The 21,434-nt window shown below is 73.8% G+C and carries 26 protein-coding genes; 15 read left to right on the top strand and 11 right to left on the bottom strand.

The window, feature by feature from the left end; genetic code table 11:
- Positions 1–36 precede the first annotated feature (36 nt).
- Positions 37–720 (top strand): uracil-DNA glycosylase, encoded by a 684-nt coding sequence (gene ung, locus TNCT6_RS27040; RefSeq protein ID WP_141363044.1) that lies wholly within the window; start codon positions 37–39, stop codon positions 718–720.
- 80 nt (positions 721–800) lie between these two features.
- Positions 801–1,319 carry a hypothetical protein gene (locus TNCT6_RS27045; RefSeq protein ID WP_141363046.1) on the top strand — a complete coding sequence of 173 codons (519 nt, stop codon included), beginning with the start codon at positions 801–803 and terminating at the stop codon, positions 1,317–1,319.
- Between the two features lie 383 nt (positions 1,320–1,702).
- Here the strand turns inward: TNCT6_RS27045 and TNCT6_RS27050 are convergent, their stop codons facing one another.
- From TNCT6_RS27050 to TNCT6_RS27060, 3 genes are all read right to left on the bottom strand, one after another.
- Complete coding sequence (locus tag TNCT6_RS27050) at positions 1,703–2,188, bottom strand: hypothetical protein (RefSeq protein WP_141363048.1); 486 nt, start codon at positions 2,186–2,188, stop codon at positions 1,703–1,705.
- 133 nt (positions 2,189–2,321) lie between these two features.
- Positions 2,322–2,837, bottom strand: a complete 516-nt coding sequence (locus TNCT6_RS27055) for a DinB family protein (RefSeq protein ID WP_141363050.1) — start codon at positions 2,835–2,837, stop codon at positions 2,322–2,324.
- Between the two features lie 28 nt (positions 2,838–2,865).
- A complete protein-coding gene (locus TNCT6_RS27060) occupies positions 2,866–3,474 on the bottom strand; it encodes a TetR/AcrR family transcriptional regulator (protein WP_141363052.1) in 609 nt (202 codons plus the stop codon).
- Between the two features lie 108 nt (positions 3,475–3,582).
- On the opposite strand from TNCT6_RS27060, the gene TNCT6_RS27065 reads away from it, so the two are divergent.
- Positions 3,583–4,767 carry an FAD-dependent monooxygenase gene (locus tag TNCT6_RS27065; RefSeq protein ID WP_141363054.1) on the top strand — a complete coding sequence of 395 codons (1,185 nt, stop codon included), beginning with the start codon at positions 3,583–3,585 and terminating at the stop codon, positions 4,765–4,767.
- A 10-nt stretch (positions 4,768–4,777) separates the two neighbouring features.
- Positions 4,778–5,689 (top strand): Gfo/Idh/MocA family protein, encoded by a 912-nt coding sequence (locus TNCT6_RS27070; RefSeq protein WP_141363056.1) that lies wholly within the window; start codon positions 4,778–4,780, stop codon positions 5,687–5,689.
- On the opposite strand, the gene lnt is transcribed toward TNCT6_RS27070, so the two are convergent.
- A complete protein-coding gene (gene lnt, locus TNCT6_RS27075; protein WP_141363058.1) occupies positions 5,607–7,181 on the bottom strand; it encodes an apolipoprotein N-acyltransferase in 1,575 nt (524 codons plus the stop codon). The genes TNCT6_RS27070 and lnt overlap by 83 nt on opposite strands.
- Positions 7,182–7,342: 161 nt before the next feature.
- Here lnt and TNCT6_RS27080 point away from each other — a divergent pair, with 161 nt between their 5' ends.
- Positions 7,343–8,083, top strand: coding sequence for an SDR family NAD(P)-dependent oxidoreductase (locus tag TNCT6_RS27080; RefSeq protein WP_141363061.1), 741 nt, complete (start codon positions 7,343–7,345; stop codon positions 8,081–8,083).
- Between the two features lie 67 nt (positions 8,084–8,150).
- Here TNCT6_RS27080 and TNCT6_RS27085 read toward each other — a convergent pair whose 3' ends face one another.
- Positions 8,151–8,330 (bottom strand): hypothetical protein, encoded by a 180-nt coding sequence (locus tag TNCT6_RS27085; RefSeq protein ID WP_141363062.1) that lies wholly within the window; start codon positions 8,328–8,330, stop codon positions 8,151–8,153.
- Positions 8,331–8,463: 133 nt separating this feature from the next.
- Positions 8,464–9,264, bottom strand: coding sequence for a TVP38/TMEM64 family protein (locus tag TNCT6_RS27090; protein WP_141363064.1), 801 nt, complete (start codon positions 9,262–9,264; stop codon positions 8,464–8,466).
- Between the two features lie 449 nt (positions 9,265–9,713).
- Here TNCT6_RS27090 and tuf point away from each other — a divergent pair, with 449 nt between their 5' ends.
- Together tuf and TNCT6_RS27100 are read left to right on the top strand one after the other, a co-directional pair.
- Entirely contained in the window at positions 9,714–10,883 is a 1,170-nt protein-coding gene (gene tuf / locus TNCT6_RS27095; protein ID WP_141363066.1) for an elongation factor Tu, read from the top strand.
- 133 nt (positions 10,884–11,016) lie between these two features.
- On the top strand, positions 11,017–11,862 hold the full coding sequence (locus TNCT6_RS27100; RefSeq protein WP_141363068.1) for a spermidine synthase: 846 nt from the start codon (positions 11,017–11,019) through the stop codon (positions 11,860–11,862).
- Positions 11,863–11,894: 32 nt separating this feature from the next.
- On the opposite strand, the gene TNCT6_RS27105 is transcribed toward TNCT6_RS27100, so the two are convergent.
- Positions 11,895–12,908, bottom strand: a complete 1,014-nt coding sequence (locus tag TNCT6_RS27105) for a hypothetical protein (RefSeq protein ID WP_141363070.1) — start codon at positions 12,906–12,908, stop codon at positions 11,895–11,897.
- Positions 12,909–13,054: 146 nt separating this feature from the next.
- Between TNCT6_RS27105 and TNCT6_RS27110 the strand changes: the two genes are divergently transcribed.
- Both TNCT6_RS27110 and TNCT6_RS27115 read left to right on the top strand, forming a co-directional pair.
- Positions 13,055–13,492, top strand: a complete 438-nt coding sequence (locus TNCT6_RS27110) for a DUF4442 domain-containing protein (RefSeq protein ID WP_141366822.1) — start codon at positions 13,055–13,057, stop codon at positions 13,490–13,492.
- Positions 13,493–13,732: 240 nt separating this feature from the next.
- A complete protein-coding gene (locus TNCT6_RS27115; protein WP_141363072.1) occupies positions 13,733–14,389 on the top strand; it encodes a DedA family protein in 657 nt (218 codons plus the stop codon).
- Positions 14,390–14,423: 34 nt separating this feature from the next.
- Here the strand turns inward: TNCT6_RS27115 and TNCT6_RS27120 are convergent, their stop codons facing one another.
- Complete coding sequence (locus TNCT6_RS27120) at positions 14,424–14,951, bottom strand: gamma carbonic anhydrase family protein (protein WP_141363074.1); 528 nt, start codon at positions 14,949–14,951, stop codon at positions 14,424–14,426.
- Positions 14,952–15,031: 80 nt separating this feature from the next.
- Here TNCT6_RS27120 and TNCT6_RS27125 point away from each other — a divergent pair, with 80 nt between their 5' ends.
- Positions 15,032–15,865 (top strand): acyltransferase, encoded by an 834-nt coding sequence (locus TNCT6_RS27125; RefSeq protein ID WP_172633039.1) that lies wholly within the window; start codon positions 15,032–15,034, stop codon positions 15,863–15,865.
- A 23-nt stretch (positions 15,866–15,888) separates the two neighbouring features.
- Here TNCT6_RS27125 and TNCT6_RS27130 read toward each other — a convergent pair whose 3' ends face one another.
- Positions 15,889–16,746, bottom strand: a complete 858-nt coding sequence (locus TNCT6_RS27130; RefSeq protein WP_141363078.1) for a DMT family transporter — start codon at positions 16,744–16,746, stop codon at positions 15,889–15,891.
- A gap of 93 nt (positions 16,747–16,839) precedes the next feature.
- On the opposite strand from TNCT6_RS27130, the gene TNCT6_RS27135 reads away from it, so the two are divergent.
- Positions 16,840–17,412 carry a helix-turn-helix domain-containing protein gene (locus TNCT6_RS27135; RefSeq protein ID WP_141363080.1) on the top strand — a complete coding sequence of 191 codons (573 nt, stop codon included), beginning with the start codon at positions 16,840–16,842 and terminating at the stop codon, positions 17,410–17,412.
- 43 nt (positions 17,413–17,455) lie between these two features.
- Entirely contained in the window at positions 17,456–18,010 is a 555-nt protein-coding gene (locus TNCT6_RS27140) for a YbaK/EbsC family protein (protein ID WP_141363082.1), read from the top strand.
- Between the two features lie 15 nt (positions 18,011–18,025).
- Here the strand turns inward: TNCT6_RS27140 and TNCT6_RS27145 are convergent, their stop codons facing one another.
- Positions 18,026–19,072 carry a cation diffusion facilitator family transporter gene (locus tag TNCT6_RS27145; protein WP_172633040.1) on the bottom strand — a complete coding sequence of 349 codons (1,047 nt, stop codon included), beginning with the start codon at positions 19,070–19,072 and terminating at the stop codon, positions 18,026–18,028.
- A gap of 62 nt (positions 19,073–19,134) precedes the next feature.
- Here TNCT6_RS27145 and TNCT6_RS27150 point away from each other — a divergent pair, with 62 nt between their 5' ends.
- Positions 19,135–19,494, top strand: a complete 360-nt coding sequence (locus TNCT6_RS27150) for a metalloregulator ArsR/SmtB family transcription factor (protein WP_172633041.1) — start codon at positions 19,135–19,137, stop codon at positions 19,492–19,494.
- 47 nt (positions 19,495–19,541) lie between these two features.
- Here the strand turns inward: TNCT6_RS27150 and TNCT6_RS27155 are convergent, their stop codons facing one another.
- A complete protein-coding gene (locus TNCT6_RS27155; protein ID WP_141363086.1) occupies positions 19,542–19,949 on the bottom strand; it encodes a CoA-binding protein in 408 nt (135 codons plus the stop codon).
- A gap of 147 nt (positions 19,950–20,096) precedes the next feature.
- Here TNCT6_RS27155 and TNCT6_RS27160 point away from each other — a divergent pair, with 147 nt between their 5' ends.
- Entirely contained in the window at positions 20,097–20,831 is a 735-nt protein-coding gene (locus TNCT6_RS27160; protein ID WP_172633042.1) for a hypothetical protein, read from the top strand.
- The gene (locus TNCT6_RS27165) at positions 20,828–21,376 is read left to right on the top strand and encodes a histidine phosphatase family protein (RefSeq protein WP_141363090.1); all 549 of its coding nucleotides are present in this window, start codon (positions 20,828–20,830) and stop codon (positions 21,374–21,376) included. Before TNCT6_RS27160 ends, TNCT6_RS27165 begins: the two co-directional genes overlap by 4 nt.
- Positions 21,377–21,434: the final 58 nt, after the last annotated feature.

The following is a 21,434-nucleotide window of genomic DNA, read 5'->3' on the forward strand; positions in this document are numbered from 1 at the left end:
GACCGGGAAGTGACCGCACATCGTGAGGACGTTGACGTGACCGACACCGCCATGCTGCCCGAGTCCTGGCGCGGGGTTCTGGGCGACGAACTGCAGCAGCCCTACTTCAAGGAGCTGACCGAGTTCGTCGAGGAGGAGCGGGCGAAGGGCCCCGTCCATCCGCCGCGTGAGGAGGTCTTCGCCGCGCTGGACGCCACGCCGTACGACAAGGTGAAGGTCCTGATTCTCGGTCAGGACCCCTACCACGGCGAGGGTCAGGGCCACGGCCTGTGCTTCTCGGTCCGCCCCGGGGTGAAGGTCCCGCCGTCGCTGCGCAACATCTACAAGGAGATGCACGAGGAGCTGGGCACGCCGGTGCCGGACAACGGCTACCTGATGCCGTGGGCCCGGCAGGGCGTGCTCCTGCTGAACGCGGTGCTCACGGTGCGCGGTGGCGAGGCCAACTCCCACAAGGGACGCGGCTGGGAGCGGTTCACCGACGCGGTGATCCGCTCGGTGGCCGGCCGGCCCGACCCCGCGGTCTTCGTCCTGTGGGGCAACTACGCGCAGAAGAAGCTCCCGCTGATCGACGAGACCCGGCACGTGGTGATCAAGGGCGCGCACCCGTCGCCGCTGTCGGCGAAGAAGTTCTTCGGCTCCCGTCCGTTCACGCAGATCAACGAGGCGGTGGCGCGGCAGGGGCACGAGCCGATCGACTGGCGGATCCCGAACCTGGGGTGACGTGGGCGCGGGGGCGCCCGATCGGCGGTTGTCGCGGTTAGCGTCGTAGGCGTCGGTCGGGACGGGCCTGGAGGCGTGCGGTGGTGGAGCGACAGGAGCAGGCGTCGTCGGACGCCTTGCTGACGCGGATCGGGCAGAGTGTCCTGCTGCATCACGCCGGGGACCGCGAGGAGGCCCGGGGCCGCTTCCTGGCCCTGTGGGCGGAGATCGGCGAGGACGGCGATCCCCTGCACCGCTGCACGCTGGCCCACTACATGGCCGACACCCAGGACGACCCCGCGGACGAGCTGGCCTGGGATCTCAGGGCGCTCTCGGCGGCCGAGGAGCTGACGGGGGACCGGCTCGCCGGGCGCGAGGGCGCGCCCGCGGCCCGCGCCCTGTACCCGTCCCTGCATCTCAACCTGGCCGCCGACTACGCGAAACTCGACCACCGCGCGGCCGCCCGGGACCACCTCCACCACGCCCGCACCGCGGCGGGCGCCCTCGGCCCCGACCACTACGGCGACGGCGTCCGCTCGGCCATCCAGCGCCTCGCGCTGCGGCTGGGGGAGGGCGGGCCCGGCCCGGAGCCGGGCGGCCCGCCGCGGCAGCGGTCGTAGGACGCACCCCCGGGCCGCCGAGGCCGGGGAGGCGGGCGCGGCGCACAACCGCCCGGACGCCGCCGCACCGGGGACGCTGTGTGTGGTGCTGCGGAGCTGCGCTCGCCGCCGATCGACGGGAGGCGGGCGTCTTACCGGGCGTACGTCCGCCGGTGTGTGGTTTCTTCCGGGCTGCTGTGGGGCCTGCGCCGTGCCCGCCGTGAGGCGGTGGTTCACTGTCCGCCTGTCCGCGTGGTGCTGTGCCGGGGCCCGTGTGTGGTGCTGCGGGGTTGCGCTCGCCGACGATTGATGGGGGGCGGGTGCCTTACCGGGCGGGCGTACGTCCGCCCGCGCGTGGTCGCTGCCGGGCCTGCGCCGTGTCCATGGTGCAGGCCCGTTGCGTCTCAGTGGTTGTACGTCTGGCGGCAGATCCTGGTCTCCGGGCTGTCCGGTTTCCAGCCGCCGTACTGCCTGCCGAGGGCGCAGAGGTCCGCGTTCGGTGGCAGGGCGTGCTTGGGGCCGGGGGGCTGTGCGCGCGGTGGGGGCGCGGGCCGTGGGTGCCGGGGCGCCGCGTGTGCCGGGGCCGGGCTGGGGGAGTGCGCCGGTGCCGGCGGCTGCCGCTTCCCGGGCGGGGCTCCCGCGGACGGCGCCTGGGCCGGTTCGACCGGGGTGGCGGAGTGGCGCGGGTCGCCGATGTGCTCCAGGGCTTCGCGGGCGGGGGCCTGCACGGCCGGGTGCCCGGCGCTGCCGTCCGGGCGCGCGACCGATAGAGGGGTGGTGGTGGCCGCCGCCGGGCCGGGCGCGGGCGGCCGCTCGACCGTGACACAGCCGGAGAGGGCCGAGACGGCCGCGGAGACCAGGAGCGTTGCGGTGGTCGTCGTACGATGCACCCGTGCAACTCTGCTGGGTGCGGGCCGTGATCGGACCGCGGCCGGGCGGAGGATGCCACGGACGGGTGATCCTGGGCCCCGTAAGGGGTGTCTCACCGCGCCCGCCGCTGACGCCGGGTGACGGATGCCGGCTTCAGTCTCCCGTCGTTCCGTCGATCCGCTCGCGGAGCAGGTCGGCGTGCCCGTTGTGCCGGGCGTACTCCTCGATCATGTGGGTGTAGATCCACCGCAGGCTGAACGGTTCGTCGGTGCGGTTGCTCTTGCGCTGCGACAGCTCGTCCAGGCCGAGGCCCGCGGCGTTGCGGCGGGCGGTCTCGATCTCGGACTGCCAGGTGGCGTACGCCTCCGCCCAGGTGTCCGCCTCGGTGACGTGGAAGTCGCCGTCCGGGTCCTGCTCGTCGCAGTAGATCGGTCCGGGGTCGTCCATCAGGAGCATGTTGCGGAACCAGTGCCTCTCCACCTCGGCCATGTGCCGCACCAGACCCATCAGGGTCAGTTCGGACGGCTCCGCGGACGCGGTCCGCAACTGCTCGTCGGTCAGGCCCTCGCACTTCTGCGCCAGCGTCTGCCGGTGGTACTCCAACCAGCCTTCCAGCATGGCGCGTTCGGAGGCGTTCTGGGCGGGCTCTTGTCGTCGCTCGGTCGTCATGCCCCGATCCTGGCCCACACCCGGCCCGTCACACCAAGGGTTTTCCGGCGCCGAACATCCCCTCCAGCAGCTCCCGCAATCCCGCCCGCAACTCCTCCAGTTCCGGCACCCGGGCATGGAACGATCCCGCCACGCAGGAGTACATGAGCCCGTCCGCCCAGGCGACCAGCGACAGCACGTGCCGCTCCGGGGTGGTCGAGCCCATCGCCGTGACCAGCGTGCCGAGTTGGTCACGGAAGCGCGCGCCCGCCGCGTCGAAGTAGGACCGCAGTTCCGGGCGGCGGGTGGCCTCCAGGGCCAGCTCGTAGCGGGCGAGCGTCAGGGCCCGGTTGCGGGTCAGCGCGCGGTGGGTGGCCAGCGCCAGTCCTTCCACCAGCGAGTCGAGACCCCCGGTTCGCGGGTCCGGCATCTCGTGCAGCGCCAGCACCCGCGCCTCCCGCTCGGCCAGCCGCCGCACCGCCAGTTCCAGCAGGGCCTGCCGGGTGCGGGCGAGGTTCGACGTCGAGCCCTGCGGCAATCCGGCCTTCTCGTCGACCGCCCGGTGCGTCAGACCGCGCATCCCGCGCTCGGCGAGCAGGGCGAGCGCGGTGTCGGCGACGAGATCGGCGCGCTGAGCGCTCTCGGGACGTGCGGACATGGAGATCAACCTACCCGGCGACTACACCCGTAGTGCAGCGCACTACATCCGTAGTATCGTCGAGTCGCCGGTTCACTACAGATGTAGTCTCACTGTGCAGGAGGAGCCATGCCCCAGCAGCCACGCGCCGTCGTCATCGGCGGCGGCATCGCAGGACTCACCGCGGCCGCGGCCCTGCACCTCGGCGGCCGGCAGGTCACGGTGCTGGAGCGGGCCCCCTCCCTGGAGCCCGTCGGCGCCGCCATCTCGCTCGCCCCGAACGCCCTGCGCGCCCTGGACGTCCTCGGCATCGGCGACCGGATCCGCGATCTCGCCGCCTGGCAGGGCGAGGGCGGGCTGCGCGGCCCGTCCGGCCGCTGGATCACCAGGACGGACGCCGCCGCGGCGGCCGAGCGGTTCGGCGGCCCTCTCGTCCTGCTGCACCGCGCCACCCTGATCGAGAGCCTGGCCGCCCTCCTCCCGCCCGGCACCGTCCGCACGGCCGCCGACGCGCGCCTCGCCGACCCCGGGGACGACCACCGCCCGGCCCGCGTGAGCACCCCCGACGGTGAACTGGAGGCCGACCTGGTGGTGGCCGCCGACGGTGTGCACTCCGTTGTGCGCCGCACGCTGTTCCCGGCCCATCCCGGGGCCGTCTACGCCGGATTCACCACCTGGCGGCTCGTGATCCCCGTACCCGGCGCCGAGTTCGCCTCCCACGAGACCTGGGGCAGGGGACGCCTGTGGGGCACGCACCCGCTCAAGGACGGCAGGGTCTACGCGTACGCCGCCGCCGTCACGCCTCCCGGCCGGCGCGCGGCCGACGACGAGAAGGCCGAACTCCTGCGCCGCTTCGGTCACTGGCACGACCCGATTCCCGCCGTCATCGCCGCCGCCCGTCCCGAGGACGTGCTGCGCCACGACGTCCACCACATCGCCCAGCCGCTGCCCGCCCACCACCGAGGCCGGACCGTGCTCATCGGCGACGCCGCCCACGCCATGCCGCCGAACCTCGGGCAGGGCGGCAACCAGGCCATCGAGGACGCCGTCGTCCTCGCCCACCACGCCGACGACCTCGCCGCCCACACCGCGGCCCGGCTGCCCCGCACGACCATGATCGCCCGCCGGGCCGTCAGGGCCGCGCGGCTCGACATGATGCGCAACCGCGCCGGGATCGTCCTGCGCGACCACGCGATCGCCGCGCTGTCCAGGGTCGGCCCGGACCTGCTCCTGCGCGGATTCGACGGCATCGCCGACTGGCGTCCCCCGCAGCCCCCGTATGCTGCCGTGCAGTCAGGCACGGCAGAGCGGTGAAGGAGCCCAGGTGAAGGTCGGCTGCATCGGACTCGGCGACATCGCGCAGAAGGCTTACCTGCCGGTGCTCGGCACCCAACCCGGAGTCGACCTGCACCTGCAGACCCGGACGCCCGGGACGCTCCAGCGGGTCGCCGACAGCCTGCACCTGCCCGCGGAGCGGCGCCACGCCGACCTGGACTCCCTGCTCTCCCAGGACCTGGACGCCGCCTTCGTGCACGCCCCCACCGCCGTCCACCCGCAGATCGTCACCCGGCTCCTGGAGGCGGGCGTGCCGACGTACGTCGACAAGCCGCTCGCCTATGAACTCGCCGACTCCGCGCGGCTGGTCGGGCTCGCCGAGGAGCAGAACGTCTCGCTCATGGTCGGCTTCAACCGGCGCCACGCACCCGGCTACGTGCAGTGCGCCGACCACCCCCGCGAGCTGATCCTGATGCAGAAGAACCGCATCGGACTGCCCGAGGTACCGCGCACGATGATCCTCGACGACTTCATCCACGTCGTGGACACCCTGCGGTTCCTGGTGCCGGGCGAGGTCGACGACGTCACCGTACGCGCGCGCGTGCGTGACGGCCTGCTGCACCACGTCGTGCTGCAACTCGCCGGGGACGGATTCACCGCGCTCGGCGTGATGAACCGGCTCAGCGGTTCGACGGAGGAGGTCCTCGAGGTCTCCGGGCAGGACACCAAGCGGCAGGTCGTCAACCTCGCCGAGACCGTCGACCACAAGGGGCAGCCGACCGTGCGCCGGCGCGGCGACTGGGTGCCCGTCGCCCGGCAGCGAGGCATCGAGCAGGCCGTGCTGTCCTTCCTCGACGCCGTACGCGCCGGGAAGGTGCTCAGCGCCCGTGACGCGCTGGAGACCCACGAACTGTGCGAACGGGTGGTACGGGCGGTTCTGGAGCGCTCCGGCGCCGCCTGAACGCCCGCAGTCCCTCCGCCGCGCCCAGCACGGCCAGCACCAGCAGGGCGCCGTGCGCGGGCCAGTCGCCGAAGCGGACGTACAGGGTGACGCCGTGCGCGGTCGGTACGTCGTACACGCGCGCGGTGCTCGTGTCCGTGCCCAGCCAGGAGCCGACGCGCTGCCCGCGCGGGCCGTACACGGCGGACACGCCCGTCAGCGTGGCGTGCACCATCGGCCGCCCGGTCTCGGCGGCACGCAGCGCGGCCAGCGAGGCGTGCTGCTCGGGGGCCCAGCTCTGCTGGAAGGTCGACGTCGAGGACTGCGCGAGCAGTACCCGCGCGCCGTCCCGCGCGAGATGCCGGCTCATGTCGGGGAACGCCGTCTCGAAGCAGATCATCGGGCCGACGCGCAGGCCGTGGCCGGCGTCCATCACCACCTGCTCGGTGCCGCGCCTGCGGTCCTCACCCGCGGCCCGGCCGACGGAGGTCGCCCAGCCGAGCACCGAGCGGGCCGGGATGTACTCGCCGAACGGGACGAGCCGCATCTTGTCGTAGCGCTCGCCGGTCGGGCCGTTCGGGCCGACGAGGACCGAGCTCTTGTATATGCCGGGCTGGTCGGAGCGCCGGGCGTCCACGTTGACCAGCACGTCGGCGCCGGTCGCGCGGGACAGCGCCGCGATCCGCCGCGCCAGGTCCGGCCGGTGGCTCAGGTCGAAGCCGACGCTGCTCTCGCCCCAGACGATGAGGTCGGGGTGCTGTCCCACCAGGCGACGGGTCAGCTGTTCCTCCAGGTCGAACCGCCGCTGCCCGCTCTCGGTGCCGGCCACGACACCCGGCTGCACGACGGCGATCCGGACGTGGCCGTCGACGCCGGGGCGCGGCGCCCACATCCACACCGCGGAGGTCGCCGCGGCCGTGGCCACCAGCCCGGCCACCGCGGGCACCCGGGCCGCGCGGACCGCGACGAGCAGCGCGACGGCGACATTGACGGCCACCACCAGGAAACTCAGCAGCCACACCCCGCCCACGGAGGCCAGCCGCAGCGCCGGGGCCACCTGCCACTGGCTGGAGCCCAGCATGCCCCACGGTCCGCCCAGCCCCTGCCAGGACCGGACGAGCTCGATCGCCAGCCACGCCGACGGCAGCACGACCAGCGCGGCCGCCGCCCGCCCCGGCGAGGGCGTCCCCGCCAGGAACCGCCGTACCAGCCGGCCCCAGGGCGCCCACAGCACGCCCATGAGCGCGGCGAGCACGACGGTGAACACGTGCAGGTTCGGCAGCAGCCAGTGGAAGACGGCCAGCATGAACCCCAGCCCGCCGGACCAGCCGTCGTACGCCGCCCGCCTCCCGGTCGGAGCGGAACGGACCAGCAGGATCCACGGGACCAGGGCGACGTAGGCGAACCACCACAGCGACGGGGCGGGAAACGCCAACACGAACAGGGCACCCGCGAGCGCGGCGAGCACCGAACGCCGCCACGGGGAGGTGAGCCACCGGCCGAACATCTTCATACGGTGCCCTCCTACCCCCGCGGATGGCTCCAGTGTGCGCGCCCCGGAAGATCCCGCCCAGTGGGCCTTGGAGGCGCCCGGAATTCCTGTCTCCGCGCGCGAGCGCCGGGGTCCTAGGATGATCACATGGGGTGTGGTCGCTCGGTGCTGCGGAGGTCAGAATGAAACGTCTCGTCACAGTCGTCACCGGCGGTGGCCGGGGCATCGGGGCCGCGATCTGCCGACGGCTGGCGGCCGACGGGCACGACGTGGTCGTGGGGTACGTCGACGACACCGCGGCCGCCGAGGCGGTGGCCGACGAGGTGCTCGAGGCCGGGGCGCGCGGGGTGACCGTGCGGATGGACACCTCGGTGGAGGCGGACGTCGAACGGCTCTTCGCCGTGGCGGAGGAACGGCTCGGGCCCATCACGGGACTGGTGAACAACGCCGGGGTGAGCGGACCGCTGGGCCGGCTCGCCGACACCGACACCGCCGATCTGCGTCGCGTCGTGGACGTCAACCTGCTGGGCACCCTGCTGTGTTCGCGCCGTGCGGCCCAGCTGATGGCGCCCCGGAAGAACGGCGTGATCGTGAACGTGTCGTCCGCGGCCGCCACACTCGGCAGCCCCGGGGAGTTCGTCCACTACGCCGCGACGAAGGCCGCCGTGGACGCCCTCACCCTGGGCCTGGCCAAGGAACTCGGTCCGGACGGCATCCGCGTCAACGCGGTCGCGCCGGGCATGATCGACACGGGGATGCACGCGGCGATGGGCGACCCGGACCGGGCGCGGCGGGCGGCCGGAAACATCCCGCTGGGCCGGGCCGGCCGGGCGGAGGAGATCGCCGCGGCCGTCGCATGGCTGATGTCACCGGACGCCTCCTACACGACGGGAGCGGTGCTGCGGGTGTCGGGCGGACGCTGAGCGTGAACCGGGTCGCCCGAACGGGCCGGCCCGGGCCGGAGCGGCGACCGCCCGTGGACCGGGGACGTCAGGCGGCCGCGATGAGCTCGTCCCTCATCGCGGCGGCCCACTCGACCACCAGCAGCTCGTACGCCTCGCGCTCCTGGGCCGACAGGGACCCGCCTGAGCGCAGCCACAGCGACCGGATCTGCTCGTTCAGCTCGGCGGCGGACCGCACGGAACCAGGGGCCACTGAATCGCGGAACATGGCCACAGCCTAGGGGCAAGGACTGACACTGCGCTACCGGACGGCTACAGCGGCCGTAGGGACTCGGTCACCCGCGACCGTCCCGGCCGCCGTACCGACCGGGACGTCGCGTACGCGTACGCGTGCGGTGCCGTCAGTGGTTCCGCAGGTGGTGGCGCTTGCGCCAGGCGACCGCCGTGCCGAGCACGGCCGGTACCGCGATGCAGGCCATCGCCAGGAGAAAGGCCGGAGAGGTGGGTGCGGAGGCGCGGGCGCCGGCGACGGCGTAGGCGGCGGTGTTGGGGATCGAGCCGAGGGCCGTGGCGAGGAGGAACGCCGTCCAGCCCATGCGGGAGACGGCGGCGCAGTAGTTGGCGGCCCAGAACGGGACTCCAGGGAAGAGCCGGGCCGCCATCATCGAACGGAAGCCGTGCCGGCTGAGCTGCCCGTCCGCCGCCTTCAGCAGCCGGCCGCGCAGCAGCGGGCGCAGCGCGTCCTGGCCCAGCACGCGGCCGAGGCCGAAGGCCGCCCCGGCGCCCAGCACCGTGCCGGCCAGCGCCGCCGCCAGTCCCAGCTGCGAGCCGAACAGCGCGCCCGCGGCCAGGTTCAGCAGCGGCCGCGGCACGAACGCCACCGTGCACAGGCCGTACGCCGCGGCGAACACCACCGCCGCGACGGCCCCGCCCAGCTGCGGTGGCCAGCCGTGTGCCAGCAGTCTCTGCGGCTCGAAGAGCAGCACGGACACTCCGGCCGCCGTGAGCAGGACGAGCAGGAGGGCGAGCCGCGCCCAGGGCGACAGCAGCACACGCGCCCAGCGGGCGGCTGGGCCGGCCGGCGGGGCGGACGGAACGACCGGGACCGGCGGGGCCGTGGGGACGGCGACGGCCGGCTCGGTGGCGGCGGCCCGGGGAGAGGCCGTGGCGGTGCCCCCAGAGCGGGTGGTGGCATCGAGCATTCGGTGACATTAGCGGACGGATGCGAGTGATCGCCGTCCGGCCCGGCTCACGAGTGCGTCCACGAGCAGCACCTCGACCTGGTGGTCGGGCTGTTCCCGGAGGTGCTGCGGACCGGCCGGGGCTGGGCGGGCGCCGCCGAGTGCGCGCCGTCGGCGCCTTGGCCAAGTCCCCAAGCCCCCGGCCCTCTTGTCCTGAGAACCGTTCGCCGCCCTAAAACCGTTCGACGGGCGGCCGGGTGTCGTGAATGATCGGTCCCATGTTCCGGCACGCCTTCGTCCTCGCAGCATCCGCGGTAGCGGATGCCCCGGAGGCTGCCGTCCTGATCCTCGTCGCCGCAGTCGACGGCGCCCGAAGCTGACCCTCCCCGGATCGTCCGGCGGACCCCTCAGGGGGAGGGTCGGCCATCCCGTGGGGTCCCGCAGCATCTACCAGGCTTCGAGGTACAGCCATGCCCAAGACGGCGTACGTACGCACCAAACCGCACTTGAACATCGGCACGATGGGTCATGTCGACCACGGCAAGACCACGTTGACCGCCGCCATCACGAAGGTGCTGGCCGAGCGCGGCTCCGGCACCTTCGTCCCGTTCGACCACATCGACCGGGCCCCGGAGGAGGCCGCGCGCGGCATCACCATCAACATCGCGCACGTCGAGTATGAGACCGACACCCGGCACTACGCGCACGTGGACATGCCGGGCCACGCCGACTACGTCAAGAACATGGTCACCGGGGCCGCGCAGCTCGACGGCGCGATCCTCGTCGTGTCCGCGCTCGACGGGATCATGCCGCAGACCGCCGAACACGTGCTGCTCGCCCGGCAGGTGGGCGTGAACCACATCGTCGTCGCCCTCAACAAGGCCGACGCCGGCGACGAGGAGCTCATCGACCTCGTCGAACTGGAGGTCCGCGACCTGCTCACCGAGCACGGCTTCGGCGGCGACGCGGTACCCGTCGTACGCGTCTCCGGGCTCCGCGCCCTGGAGGGCGACCCCCGCTGGACGGCGTCGATCGAGGCACTGCTCGACGCGGTGGACACCTACGTGCCGATGCCCGAGCGGTACCTGGACGCGCCGTTCCTGCTGCCGGTGGAGAACGTGCTCACCATCACCGGCCGCGGAACCGTGGTGACGGGCGCGGTCGAGCGCGGCACGGTCCGGGTCGGCGACCGGGTCGAGGTACCGGGTGCCGGCCTGGAGACGGTGGTCACCGGTCTGGAGACCTTCGGCAAGCCGATGGAGGAGGCACAGGCCGGGGACAACGTGGCACTGCTGCTGCGCGGGGTGCCGCGTGACGGGGTCCGCCGCGGCCACGTCGTCGCGGCGCCGGGCAGCGTGGTCCCGCGCCGGCGCTTCACCGCGCGGGTGTACGTGCTGTCGGCGCGCGAGGGCGGCCGTACGACACCGGTGTCCACCGGCTACCGGCCGCAGTTCTACATCCGCACGGCGGACGTGGTGGGCGACGTCGACCTCGGCGAGGCGGCCGTCGCGCGGCCCGGCGACACGGTCACGATGACGGTGGAGCTGGGGCGCGAGGTGCCCCTGGAGCCGGGGCTGGGGTTCGCCATCCGTGAGGGCGGCCGCACCGTCGGCGCGGGGACCGTGACCGCCCTCGTGTGAAGGGGACTGCGGAGGCCGGGGTCCGCCGGCCGGTGCTTGCCGGCCGGCGGTCCCCTCGCCGCCTCTCGCGTGACGGAGGCGTCCGGTGAGTGACGGGGCCGTCCGGGGTGTGACGGCCCGGCACAATGGACGCGTGAACGAGCCGATACCCGTGACCCGAGCCGTCGATCACGGGACCGCCAAGCTGATGCCCGACGTCGACCGCGAGCGGGCCTGGCTGCTGACCGTGGACGGTGCGCCGCAGTCGTACGTCGACCTGGACGCGCCCGCCCACCTGGAGTTCGAGTACGCGCGGCGGCTCGGCCACGCCCTGGACACGGTCGCGCGGCCGGGCTCCCCGCTGGACGTGCTGCACCTCGGCGGGGGCGCCCTCACCCTGCCGCGGTACGTCGCCGCGACCCGGCCCGGCTCCCGGCAGGACGTCGTCGAGGCCGATCGCGGCCTGCTGGAGATGGTCGTCGCCCACCTGCCGCTGCCGGACGGCGCCGACGTCTCGGTGCACGCCGCCGACGCCCGCGCCTGGCTGGAGGCCGCCCCCGACGACTCGGCGGACGTCCTGATCGCGGACGTCTTCGGTGGCTCCCGCGTCCCGGCCCACCTCACGTCCCTCGGCTACGTCCGCGAGGCGGAGCGCGTGCTGCGCCCCGACGGGGTCTACCTCGCCAACCTCGCCGACGCCGCCCCGTTCGCCTTCCTGCGTTCCCAACTCGCCACCCTCGCGGAGGTGTTCGAGGAGATCGCGCTGATCGCCGAACCCGCGGTGCTGCGCGGCCGCCGCTTCGGCAACGCGGTGCTGATCGCCGCGCACCGCCCGCTCGACGTGGCCGCGCTGACCCGGCGGACCGCCTCCGACGCGTTCCCCGCCCGCGTCGAACACGGCGCCACACTGAGGGAGTTCACCGGGGATGCCGGGCCGGTGCGGGACGACGAGGCCGTACCGTCGCCCGAGCCTCCGGACGGCGCGTTCGGCATCGGCTGATCGGTGCCGCCCGGCGCCGCCACGGGTGCCGCTCAGCCGCCGGTCGGGGTTCCGTGCAGCCGGACCGTACTGAGGATCTTCATGATGGTCGCGGTGGGGACCTCCTCGCCGACGCCCTTGGCACCGTAGAAGTTCCAGGACACGAAGTCCCCGGTGGAGTTCTTGAAGCCGAAGGAGAGCGCCTTGCCGTCGCTCGCGCACTTGCCCTTCTGGGGCGTGTTGTTCGACCGGGCCCAGGCGATGCTGCCGTTGATGCCCGACGTGGTCGTGTAGGGCTTGGCCTTCTGGTCGAACGTCAGGCTCTTCTTGTCGGGCTGGGTGTAGCCGCCGTAGACCCACCAGCCCACGGTGTTCACGGCCACCTCGTTGGTGTCCTTGGCGCCGTCGGCACCCTTGGTGCCCACCGCGGCGAGCGACGTGTCCTCCTCGCGGCCGTCCTTGTCGTCGTCGGACGTGCACCACTTCGACTTGTACTCGGCCACGCCGGACATGATGGTGATCAGCTTGCCGTCCTTGTGCTCCTCGAAGCCGATGCTCACCCCCGCCGACTGGACCTCCCAGTCGGCCGGGACGTCGAAGGCGACGCCCCGCTTGGGGTTCACGACGACCTTCCAGCCGGGGATCGTCGGCTTCTCGGTCTCCGTGCCGCGCGGGTTGTCGTCCGAGCCCGAGTCCGAGGCGCTCGGGTCGGCGGAGGCCGAAGCGGTGGGCGACGGGCTCGACTTGGCGTCGTTCGACCCGCCGTCGGCCTTGTCGTCCTTGTTCCCGCCGAGAACCAGGAAGCCGGTCACCCCGGTGGTCAGAGCCACGGCCGTGAGGCAGAGGATCGCGACGAGCTTCGTCCGGTTGTCGCCCCCGCCCGGCTGCTTCGGCGACTGGGGGCCGCCTATCTGTGTGGGCGCACCCCACTGCGGTTGCTGGGCGTATGGGTTGGGCTGCTGGTAGCCGGGCTGCTGATAGGGATTGGGCTGTTGGTGTCCCGGCTGCTGGTACGGGTTGTTCTGCGGGTTCTGCTCGCCCCCGGGCGGCTGCTGTCCTGGCCACATGGCCAGTAACCCTAGTGGCGCCAGGGACACGATTCGGTCACCGCTCTTTGTCAGGGACGTACCAGTGACGGGTGCGGATACCGGCCCGCCCGCTCTGGCCCGGACGGCCTACTGATGAGTAACATTCCGGTATGAGCGCTGACCAGATGTCGATCGGCGAGATGCTCGCCGCCACCGTGCCGATGGCCCGGACCCTGAACCTCGAGTTCCTTCAGACCACGCCGGAGAAGGCGGTGGTGACCCTGCCGGACCAGGCCGACTACCACAACCACGTGGGCGGGCCCCACGCCGGCGCGATGTTCACGCTGGGGGAGTCCGCGAGCGGGGCCATCGTGCTGGCCGCGTTCGGCGACCAGCTCTCCCGTGCCGTGCCGCTCGCCGTGCGGGCCGAGATCGCCTACCGGAAGCTGGCCATGGGAGCCGTCACCGCCACCGCGACCCTGGGCCGTCCCGCCGCCGACGTCGTCGCGGAACTGGACGCGGGACAGCGGCCGGAGTTCCCGGTGCCGGTCGAGATCCGGCGCGCGGACGGGGCCGTCACGGGAGAGATGACCGTCGTCTGGACCCTGCGGCCCAACGGCTGAGCGGCTGCCGCCCGACGGCTGAGCGGCTGCCGCCCGCCCTCCACACGGCCGCGGAGCACCAGGCGGACATCCGGCGATCCCCGAGCCCCCGAGCCTCCCGAGCCGGCGTTCCGGTCGCGGACGGGAACGCCGGCGCGATCCGCGGGAGCCGCCCGGCCGGGCCGAACCGGTAGGCTTCCCGGGGGGTGCGTCTTCGTGGCGCTCCGCAGCACATGCACGCGAAACGGGGAGGAACCGGCGGTGCACGTCCAGGAATGGCTCGACACGGTACCCGCGGCCGCCGTCTACGCCGTGGTCGGCCTGGTCATCGGTCTGGAGAGCCTGGGCATCCCGCTGCCCGGCGAGATCGTCCTGGTCTCCGCGGCGCTGCTGTCCTCGCAGCACGCGGGCATCAACCCGGTCGTCCTCGGCGTGTGCGCCACCGTCGGCGCGGTCGTCGGCGACTCCATCGGCTACGCCATCGGCCGCAAGGGCGGCAGGCCGCTGCTCGCCTGGCTGGGGAAGAAGTTCCCCAAGCACTTCAGCGAGGGGCACATCGCGACCGCCGAGCGCTCCTTCGAGAAGTGGGGCATGTGGGCGGTCTTCTTCGGCCGCTTCGTCGCCCTGCTGCGCATCTTCGCCGGCCCTCTGGCGGGCGTGCTGCACATGCCGTACTGGAGGTTCCTCGTCGCCAACGTCCTCGGCGGTATCTGCTGGGCGGGCGGCACCACGGCGGTCATCTACTACGTGGGTGTCGTGGCCGAGTCCTGGCTGAAGAAGTTCTCCTGGCTCGGCCTGGTGGCGGCCGTGCTCTTCGGGCTCGGCTCGATGCTGGTGCTCAAGCGCAGGGCGAAGAAGGCGCAGGCGGGCACGCAGAGCGAGACCGAGGAGCCGGAGCCGGTTCCCGCCGGGGAGTAGCCGGGCGCCCCCGAAGGGGCGCGGGTCCCGGGCCCTACGCGTGCACCTCCCGGTGCGCCTGCGCGAGCTGCGTGTACATCGTGCCGTTCAGGGTGATCCCCTGGCGCTCCTCCCGCGTCAGCTCCCGCCTGACCTTCGCAGGGACGCCCGCGACCAGCGAGCCCGGCGGCACCCGCATGCCCTGCGGCACCAGCGCCTGCGCCGCCACCAGGGACCCCGCGCCGATCACCGCGCCGTTCAGCACGGTCGCCCCCATGCCGATCAGGCAGTCGTCCTCGACGGTCGCGCCGTGCACCACGGCGTTGTGCCCGATCGAGACGCGCTCGCCGACGCCGACCGGGAAGCCGGGGTCGGCGTGCAGCGTGCAGTTGTCCTGGACGTTGCTGCCCGCGCCGACGGCGATCCGCTCCACGTCGCCGCGCAGCACCGCGCCGTACCAGACGCTCGCGCCCGCGCCCAGTGCCACGTCACCGATCACGGTGGCCGTGGGCGCCACGAACGCCCCCTCGTCCACCTGCGGCTCGCGACCGCCGATGCCCGCGATCAGCGCCTTGTCCGTCATCCTCGTTCTCCCTTTCACCGCATGGGTCCGACGGCACCGTACGTCATCCGGTAGGGCGAAGATCACAGACGTGGGGCGCCATGGGCGTGGCCCGGGCTGAGTACGGTGAGCGGGTGCCCACGCGTAGGAACACGTTCTCATCATGGTGGCGCCGCCTCGCGCAGCGCGCCGTCCACGCGGGCTGGGCCTGGGTGCAGCGCACGGGCTCCGTCACGGCCGAGCGGCCCGGACGCCTCCGCTTCGGCGCGATGGGAACAGGTACCAGGCTGGCCTTCCCGCTCGGCACGGTCTTCGGCGAACCGTGGATCCACCTCGGCGCGCACTGCATCGTCGGCGAGCAGGTCACGCTGACCGCCGGTCTGATGCCCGACCTGGACCTCGGCCCGGAGCCGATCCTGCGCATCGGGGACGGGGTGGTGCTCGGCCGCGGCAGTCACGTCATCGCCGACACCACGGTGACCATCGGCAGCGACTGCTACTTCGGCCCCTACGTCTACGTCACCTCCACCAACCACTCCTACGACGACCCGCACCAGCCCATCGGCAAGCAGTGGCCCAGGATGGAGCCGGTGGAGATCGGTCCCGGCTGCTGGATCGGCACCGGAGCGGTGATCCTGCCCGGCGCGCGGATCGGGAGGAACGTCGTGGTGGCGGCCGGCGCGGTGGTGCGCGGCGAGGTCCCCGACCACGCGGTGGTCGCGGGTGCGCCCGCCCGGGTCGTACGCCGCTGGACCGCCGCCGAGGGCTGGCAGCCGCCGCTGCGTACCCCGGCCCCGGTACCGATACCGCAGGGCGTCACCCCGGAGCAGTTGCTGGCACTGGCGGAGCTGGACGAGGAGAGCGCTGCCCGGCTGGCCGAGTGGGACAAGGAGTCCGGTTCGCGGCTGGCCGGGCTGGAGACCGAGGGCGGCTGATCCGGTCCCGGCCGGTCCAGGGCTCAGCCCGTCGCCAGCAGCAGGGTCCCCACGAGCGCCAGACCCGCTCCGGCCGCCTGGACGGCCCGCAGCCGTTCGCTGAGGAAGCCGCGGGCGGCGAGCGCGGTCACCACCGGGTAGAGGGAGGCGAGGACGGCGGCCACCGTGACCGGGCCGTGCTGGGCGGCGACGCAGTACGTGCCGTTGGCGGCGACGTCCGCGAGGCCGACGAAGCCGAGCGCGGGCAGTGAGCGCCAGGGGAATCCGGCCTCGGGCAGTACGGGCCCGCCGCGCCGTGCGGAGGCGTACAGCGCGGCGCCGCCCGCCGCCACGTTGGTCACGCGCTGCACGAAGAGCGCGAGGAACAGGCCGGTGACGGTGGTGGAGGCCTCGGCGATCAGCGCGAACACCGTGCCGAAGCCGAGGGCCGCGACCAGGGTCAGCCCGATCGCCCGCCGCTGCACGGCGGCGCCTCCCCGGCGCGGCCCGCCCGCGAGCACGACACCCGTGACGGCGACCGCGATCCCCGCGACCTGGAGCAGTCCGGGCCGCTCGCCGAGCACCAGTCCGACGGAGATCGGCACGGCCACGCCGAGCGAGGCCAGCGGTGAGATCACGCCCATCGGGCCGAGGGTGAGCGCCTTGTAGAAGGAGAACATCGCGACCGGGCCGACCAGGCCCGCGGCGAACGCGAACCACAGCCGCGGTCCGGCCTCGCTCCAGCCGCCGGTGGCGACGACGATCACGCCCAGCACCGCCGCCGCGACGGACTGGGAGACCACGACGACCGTCAGCGCGGGCATGCGCCGGGTGAGCAGTCCGCCGCCGAAGTCGGCCAGCCCCCACAGGAGGCTGGTGGCCAGGGCGAAGAATGCTGTCACGGCGTGCCTCGCAGTACAGTTCGGTGAACGATCGGGTGCAACCCACCGTAGTTCAGCGAAGTAAACTCTGTCATCCAGAATATTGGACGGAATGTGTCGGACCTCGAACTGCTGACCCAGTCCCTGGCGCGCAACGTCAAACGCTGGCGTACCGAGCGGGGCTTCACCCTGGACACGCTCGCCGCCCGCGCGGGAGTCAGCCGCGGCATGCTCATCCAGATCGAGCAGGCCCGCACCAACCCCAGCCTCGGCACCGTCGTCAAGATCGGTGACGCGCTAGGCGTCAGCATCACCAGCCTGCTCGACTACGAGCAGGGCCCCCGGGTCCGCGTCGTCCCGGCCGACCAGGCCGTCCGCCTGTGGCACACCGACGCCGGCAGCTACAACCGGCTCCTGGCCGGTGTCGAGGCGCCCGGTCCGCTGGAGATGTGGGAGTGGCGCCTGATGCCCGGCGAGGGCAGCCCCTCCGACCCGCACCCCGCCGGCACCGTCGAACTGGTCCACGTCACCGCGGGGGAGCTGACGCTCACCGTCGACGCGGTGGAGTACCGCGTGCCGGCCGGCGCCAGCGCCTCCTTCGAGGCCAACACCCCGCACACGTACGCCAACGACGGTGCCGAGCCGATGGACATGGTGATGGCCGTGTCGGTCCCGCCCGTGCACTGAGACGCCCCGCCGCACAGCCCGGCGCGGCTGTTAGCGTGCGGTCATGCGCGCACCCATCGGGAACTTCGACCAGGCCACGCCCGCCCCCGACTGCCTCGACGAGCTGACCCGCCCGGTCGCCGATGCCGTACGCCACTGGTGCGGCGCTGTCCCGGCCGACGAGATCGTCTACGTCGAGACCGACCCGGAGTGGGCCGACACCGCCGTCTTCGTCGAGCACTACGGCCCGGAACTGCTGGAGACCTCCGCGAACTGTGTGGTCGTGGCGGGCCGGCGCGGCGGCGAGACCCGACTGGCCGCCTGCCTCGCCCTGTCCGCCACCCGCGTCGACGTCAACGGCGTCGTGCGCCGCCAACTCGGCGCCCGCAAGGCCTCCTTCGCGCCCATGGAGGTGGCGACCGGGGAGACCGGCATGGAGTACGGCGGCATCACGCCCATCGGACTCCCCGCCGACTGGCCCCTCCTGGTCGACTCCCGCGTCGTCGACCTGCCCTACGTCCTGGTCGGCAGCGGGCGGCGCCGCGGCAAGCTCCTGGTGCCGGGCAAGGCGTTCGCGCAGCTGCCCGGCGCGGTGGTGCTGGACGGGCTCGGGGTCTGATCCCGTCCGCGGCGCTCAGGCCGGCGCGTGGTGGGCGAGGCGCAGATGCGGGTCGGCCTCGCCGGGGGCCGGGGCCGGGTCGGCGTGGACCAGGGCCGCGGTGAGGCCGGGTACGGCGTGGAGCAGGGCGTGTTCGGCCTCCACGGCGGTGGCGTGGGCCTGGCGCACGGTCGCCTCGCCGTCCACGACCACCGCGACCTCCGCGCGCAGCCGGTGGCCGATCCAGCGCAGCCGGAGCTCGCCGACCGCCCGCACGCCCGGCACCTCGGTCAGTGCCCGTTCGGCGCGGTCCACCAGGGCCGGGTCGACGGCGTCCATCATCCGCCGGAACACCTCGCGGGCCGCGTCGCGCAGCACCAGCGCGATGGCCGTCGTGATCGCCAGCCCCACGATCGGGTCGGCGGCGCGCAGTCCCAGGGCCGAGCCGGCGGCGCCCAGCAGGACGGCCAGTGAGGTGAAGCCGTCCGTGCGCGCGTGCAGCCCGTCGGCGACCAGCGCGGCCGAGCCGATGGCGCGGCCGACACGGATCCGGTGGCGGGCCACCCACTCGTTGCCCGCGAACCCGACGAGGGCCGCCAGGGCGACCGCGGGCAGGTGCTCGACGGGGCGCGGATCGAGAAGCCGCTGGAAGGCGGCCCAGGCGGAGAAGGCGGCGGACGCGGCGATGGTCACCACGATCACCAGGCCCGCCAGGTCCTCGGCGCGTCCGTAGCCGTAGGTGAAACGCCGGGTCGCCGCGCGGCGGCCCAGCACGAAGGCGATTCCCAGCGGTACGGCGGTCAGGGCGTCCGCCGTGTTGTGCACCGTGTCGCCGAGCAGCGCGATGGAGCCGGACGCGACCACCACCACCGCCTGGGCGAGCGCCGTGGCGCCGAGCACGGCCAGCGAGACCCACAGCGCCCGCATACCGCGGGCGGAGGACTCCAGCGCGCGGTCCAGCCGGTCGGCGGAGTCGTGGGAGTGGGGGGCGAGGAGGTGCGCGAGGCGGTGGCGGAGAGAGGGTCCGTGCGCGGGCTCGTGCTCGGGTCCGTGGTGGTGCCCGCGGTGGTGCCGGTCGGTCACGTGCTTCCCCTTCCGTGCGCGCGGAGGTGGACGTGTGGCGCCCACGACGCCATTATGTGCGTATGAGCGCACGCATGCACCTGTCATCTGCGCACGATGCGCACCCGCGCACCCCGGGCGAGGAGCAGTTGGCGCTGGCCGCCGAACTCCTCGCCCTGCTCGGCGACCGCACCAGGCTCGCCCTGCTGCACGCGCTGACGTCCGGCGAGGCCGACGTCACCACGCTCACCGAGGCGTGCGGGGCGGCCCGTCCTGCGGTCAGCCAGCACCTGGCAAGGCTGCGGCTGGCCGGGCTGGTGAACACGCGCAAGGAGGGCCGCCGGGTCGTCTACTCCCTGCGCGACGGCCACCTGCGCCGGCTGGTGGACGAGGCGCTGAACGTCGCCGACCACCGGCTCGGCGACCGGCCCCTCCACGACTGAGGCCCCCCACAGGTGAGGGCGGCGGTCCTGGGGGAAGGCGGCGAAAGTCAGCCCAGACGGGGGATCTCGATCGCCGGGCAGTGGTTCATGACCATGTCGAGGCCCGCCGCACGGGTGCGCTCGAAGGCGGCCTCGTCGACCACCCCCAGCTGGAACCAGACGGCCTTCGCGCCCTTGGCGACCGCCTCGTCGGCGACCTGGCCGGCGAGGTCGCTGTTGACGAACACGTCGACCACGTCCACGTGGAACGGGATGTCCGCGAGGGAGGGGTACCCCTGTTCGCCGTGCACTGTCTCCGCCTTCGGGTGGACCGGGACGACACGCTTGCCGAAGCGCCGCAGCACCTCGGCGACGCCGTACGCGGCCCGGCCGCGGTTCGAGGACAGGCCCACGACCGCCCAGGTGTCACCGTGTTCGGTCAGGATCTTCCGGATGGTCGCAGCGTCGCCGTACACCAGGGGTCTCCTCGTCTCGGGAAGGGTTGCCGTCCGGGCAACGACGGGCGCCGCCCGGCGATTCCCGGCCGGTACGGAACCCGCCGACCTGTCCGGAACGTGCGGCCTCGGCCTGCGCGCGGCCGTCCGGCGGCCTACGCTCGGGCCGTGCTGCGCATCATCGACGCCCGAACCGGCGAGCCCGTGGACGCCGCCCCCGCCCGCCGCGGGCTGACCCGTGTCGAGGCGCACGCGTCGGGCTGCGACGCGTCGGGCCTGCGCGTACTGCTGGTCGCCGACATCCTCGTCCGCGCCCTCGAACTGAGCGGCACGCCCGTGTGGTCGCTGCTGTCCGGCGGCCGGGAACAGGCGCGGGAACTGCGGGCGGCGGCGGCCGCCCTCGGCATCCGGCCCTTCGAGGACGGCCGCGGCGCCGGCACCGCCCCGGGTGAGGCCCAGATCGTCCATGTGGCCGTCGAGGGCGCCGATACCGCGACCGGGGGCGTCCGGATCGCCGTCGCGCCCGTCGACGCGACGGTGCCCGCCGTCCCCGCGCGCGACGACGACCCCGCCGCCTGGCGCCTGGCACTGCTCGCCCGCCGCCACACCCGGCCCGTACGGCTGGACGAGGCCGCGCTGGACGACGCCCGCCGGACTCTGGCGCGATGGCGCGCGGCGGTCGCCGACTGGGCGCGGCGGCCCTCCCGGCCGGTCCCCGACGAGGTGCGCGGACGGCTGCGCGGCGCCTGGGAGGACGACCTGGACGTGCCGGCGGTCCTGCGGGTGCTGGAGTGGGCCGGGACCGATCCGGACCTGGCGGACGGCGCGCGCTTCGAGACGTACGCGTACGCGGACCGGCTGCTCGGCCTCGACCTCACGCGCGACCTGGGGCGTGCGGCGTGATCGCCCGCGCGGGAGCCGGCCCGCTGCGCCGCCTGGTGGTCCTGCGGCACGCCAAGTCCGCCTGGCCCGAGGGCGTCGCCGACCACGACCGCCCGCTCGCGCCCCGCGGCCGCCGGGACGCGCCCGCGGCGGGCCGCGCGCTCGCCGAGGCCGACTGCCTCCCCGACTTCGCGCTGTGCTCCACCGCGCTGCGCGCCCGGCAGACCTGGGAACTGGCCTCAGCCCAGTGGGGCACTCCACCGCCGGTGCGCTACGACCGCCGGCTGTACGCCGCCGACGCCCCCGATCTGCTCGCCGCCGTGCGCGAGGCGCCGCCCGAGGTCGGGACGCTGCTCCTGCTCGGCCACAACCCGGGCCTGGAGGAACTGGTCCTGGAACTGGCCGGGGACGGTCTGGACGACGCGCTGGACCGGCTCCGGACGAAGTTCCCGACCTCCGCGATCGCCATCCTGTCCTGGCACGGCCCCGGCTGGCCGTCCCTCGCCCCGGGCGCCGCCCTCCTGACGGACCTGACCGTGCCGAGGGGCGCCAAGAAACGGCGGTGAACCGCGCGCGTGCCCGGCGGCAGGTCTCCCTCCGGCCGCGCGGGGCGAACCCTCGTGC

This window comes from Streptomyces sp. 6-11-2, from assembly GCF_006540305.1.
GTDB lineage: Bacteria > Actinomycetota > Actinomycetes > Streptomycetales > Streptomycetaceae > Streptomyces.

Coding starts and splice junctions, on each gene's coding strand:
- TNCT6_RS27150 (WP_172633041.1), top strand. CDS start 19,135: ATGAGCGCACGCATGCACCTGTCATCTGCGCACGATGCGCACCCGCGC.
- TNCT6_RS27140 (WP_141363082.1), top strand. CDS start 17,456: ATGCGCGCACCCATCGGGAACTTCGACCAGGCCACGCCCGCCCCCGAC.
- lnt (WP_141363058.1), bottom strand. CDS start 7,181: ATGAAGATGTTCGGCCGGTGGCTCACCTCCCCGTGGCGGCGTTCGGTG.
- TNCT6_RS27110 (WP_141366822.1), top strand. CDS start 13,055: ATGTCGATCGGCGAGATGCTCGCCGCCACCGTGCCGATGGCCCGGACC.
- TNCT6_RS27060 (WP_141363052.1), bottom strand. CDS start 3,474: ATGTCCGCACGTCCCGAGAGCGCTCAGCGCGCCGATCTCGTCGCCGAC.
- TNCT6_RS27080 (WP_141363061.1), top strand. CDS start 7,343: ATGAAACGTCTCGTCACAGTCGTCACCGGCGGTGGCCGGGGCATCGGG.
- TNCT6_RS27055 (WP_141363050.1), bottom strand. CDS start 2,837: ATGACGACCGAGCGACGACAAGAGCCCGCCCAGAACGCCTCCGAACGC.
- TNCT6_RS27065 (WP_141363054.1), top strand. CDS start 3,583: ATGCCCCAGCAGCCACGCGCCGTCGTCATCGGCGGCGGCATCGCAGGA.
- TNCT6_RS27090 (WP_141363064.1), bottom strand. CDS start 9,264: ATGCTCGATGCCACCACCCGCTCTGGGGGCACCGCCACGGCCTCTCCC.
- TNCT6_RS27085 (WP_141363062.1), bottom strand. CDS start 8,330: ATGTTCCGCGATTCAGTGGCCCCTGGTTCCGTGCGGTCCGCCGCCGAG.
- tuf (WP_141363066.1), top strand. CDS start 9,714: ATGCCCAAGACGGCGTACGTACGCACCAAACCGCACTTGAACATCGGC.
- TNCT6_RS27125 (WP_172633039.1), top strand. CDS start 15,032: ATGGGCGTGGCCCGGGCTGAGTACGGTGAGCGGGTGCCCACGCGTAGG.
- TNCT6_RS27120 (WP_141363074.1), bottom strand. CDS start 14,951: ATGACGGACAAGGCGCTGATCGCGGGCATCGGCGGTCGCGAGCCGCAG.
- TNCT6_RS27105 (WP_141363070.1), bottom strand. CDS start 12,908: ATGTGGCCAGGACAGCAGCCGCCCGGGGGCGAGCAGAACCCGCAGAAC.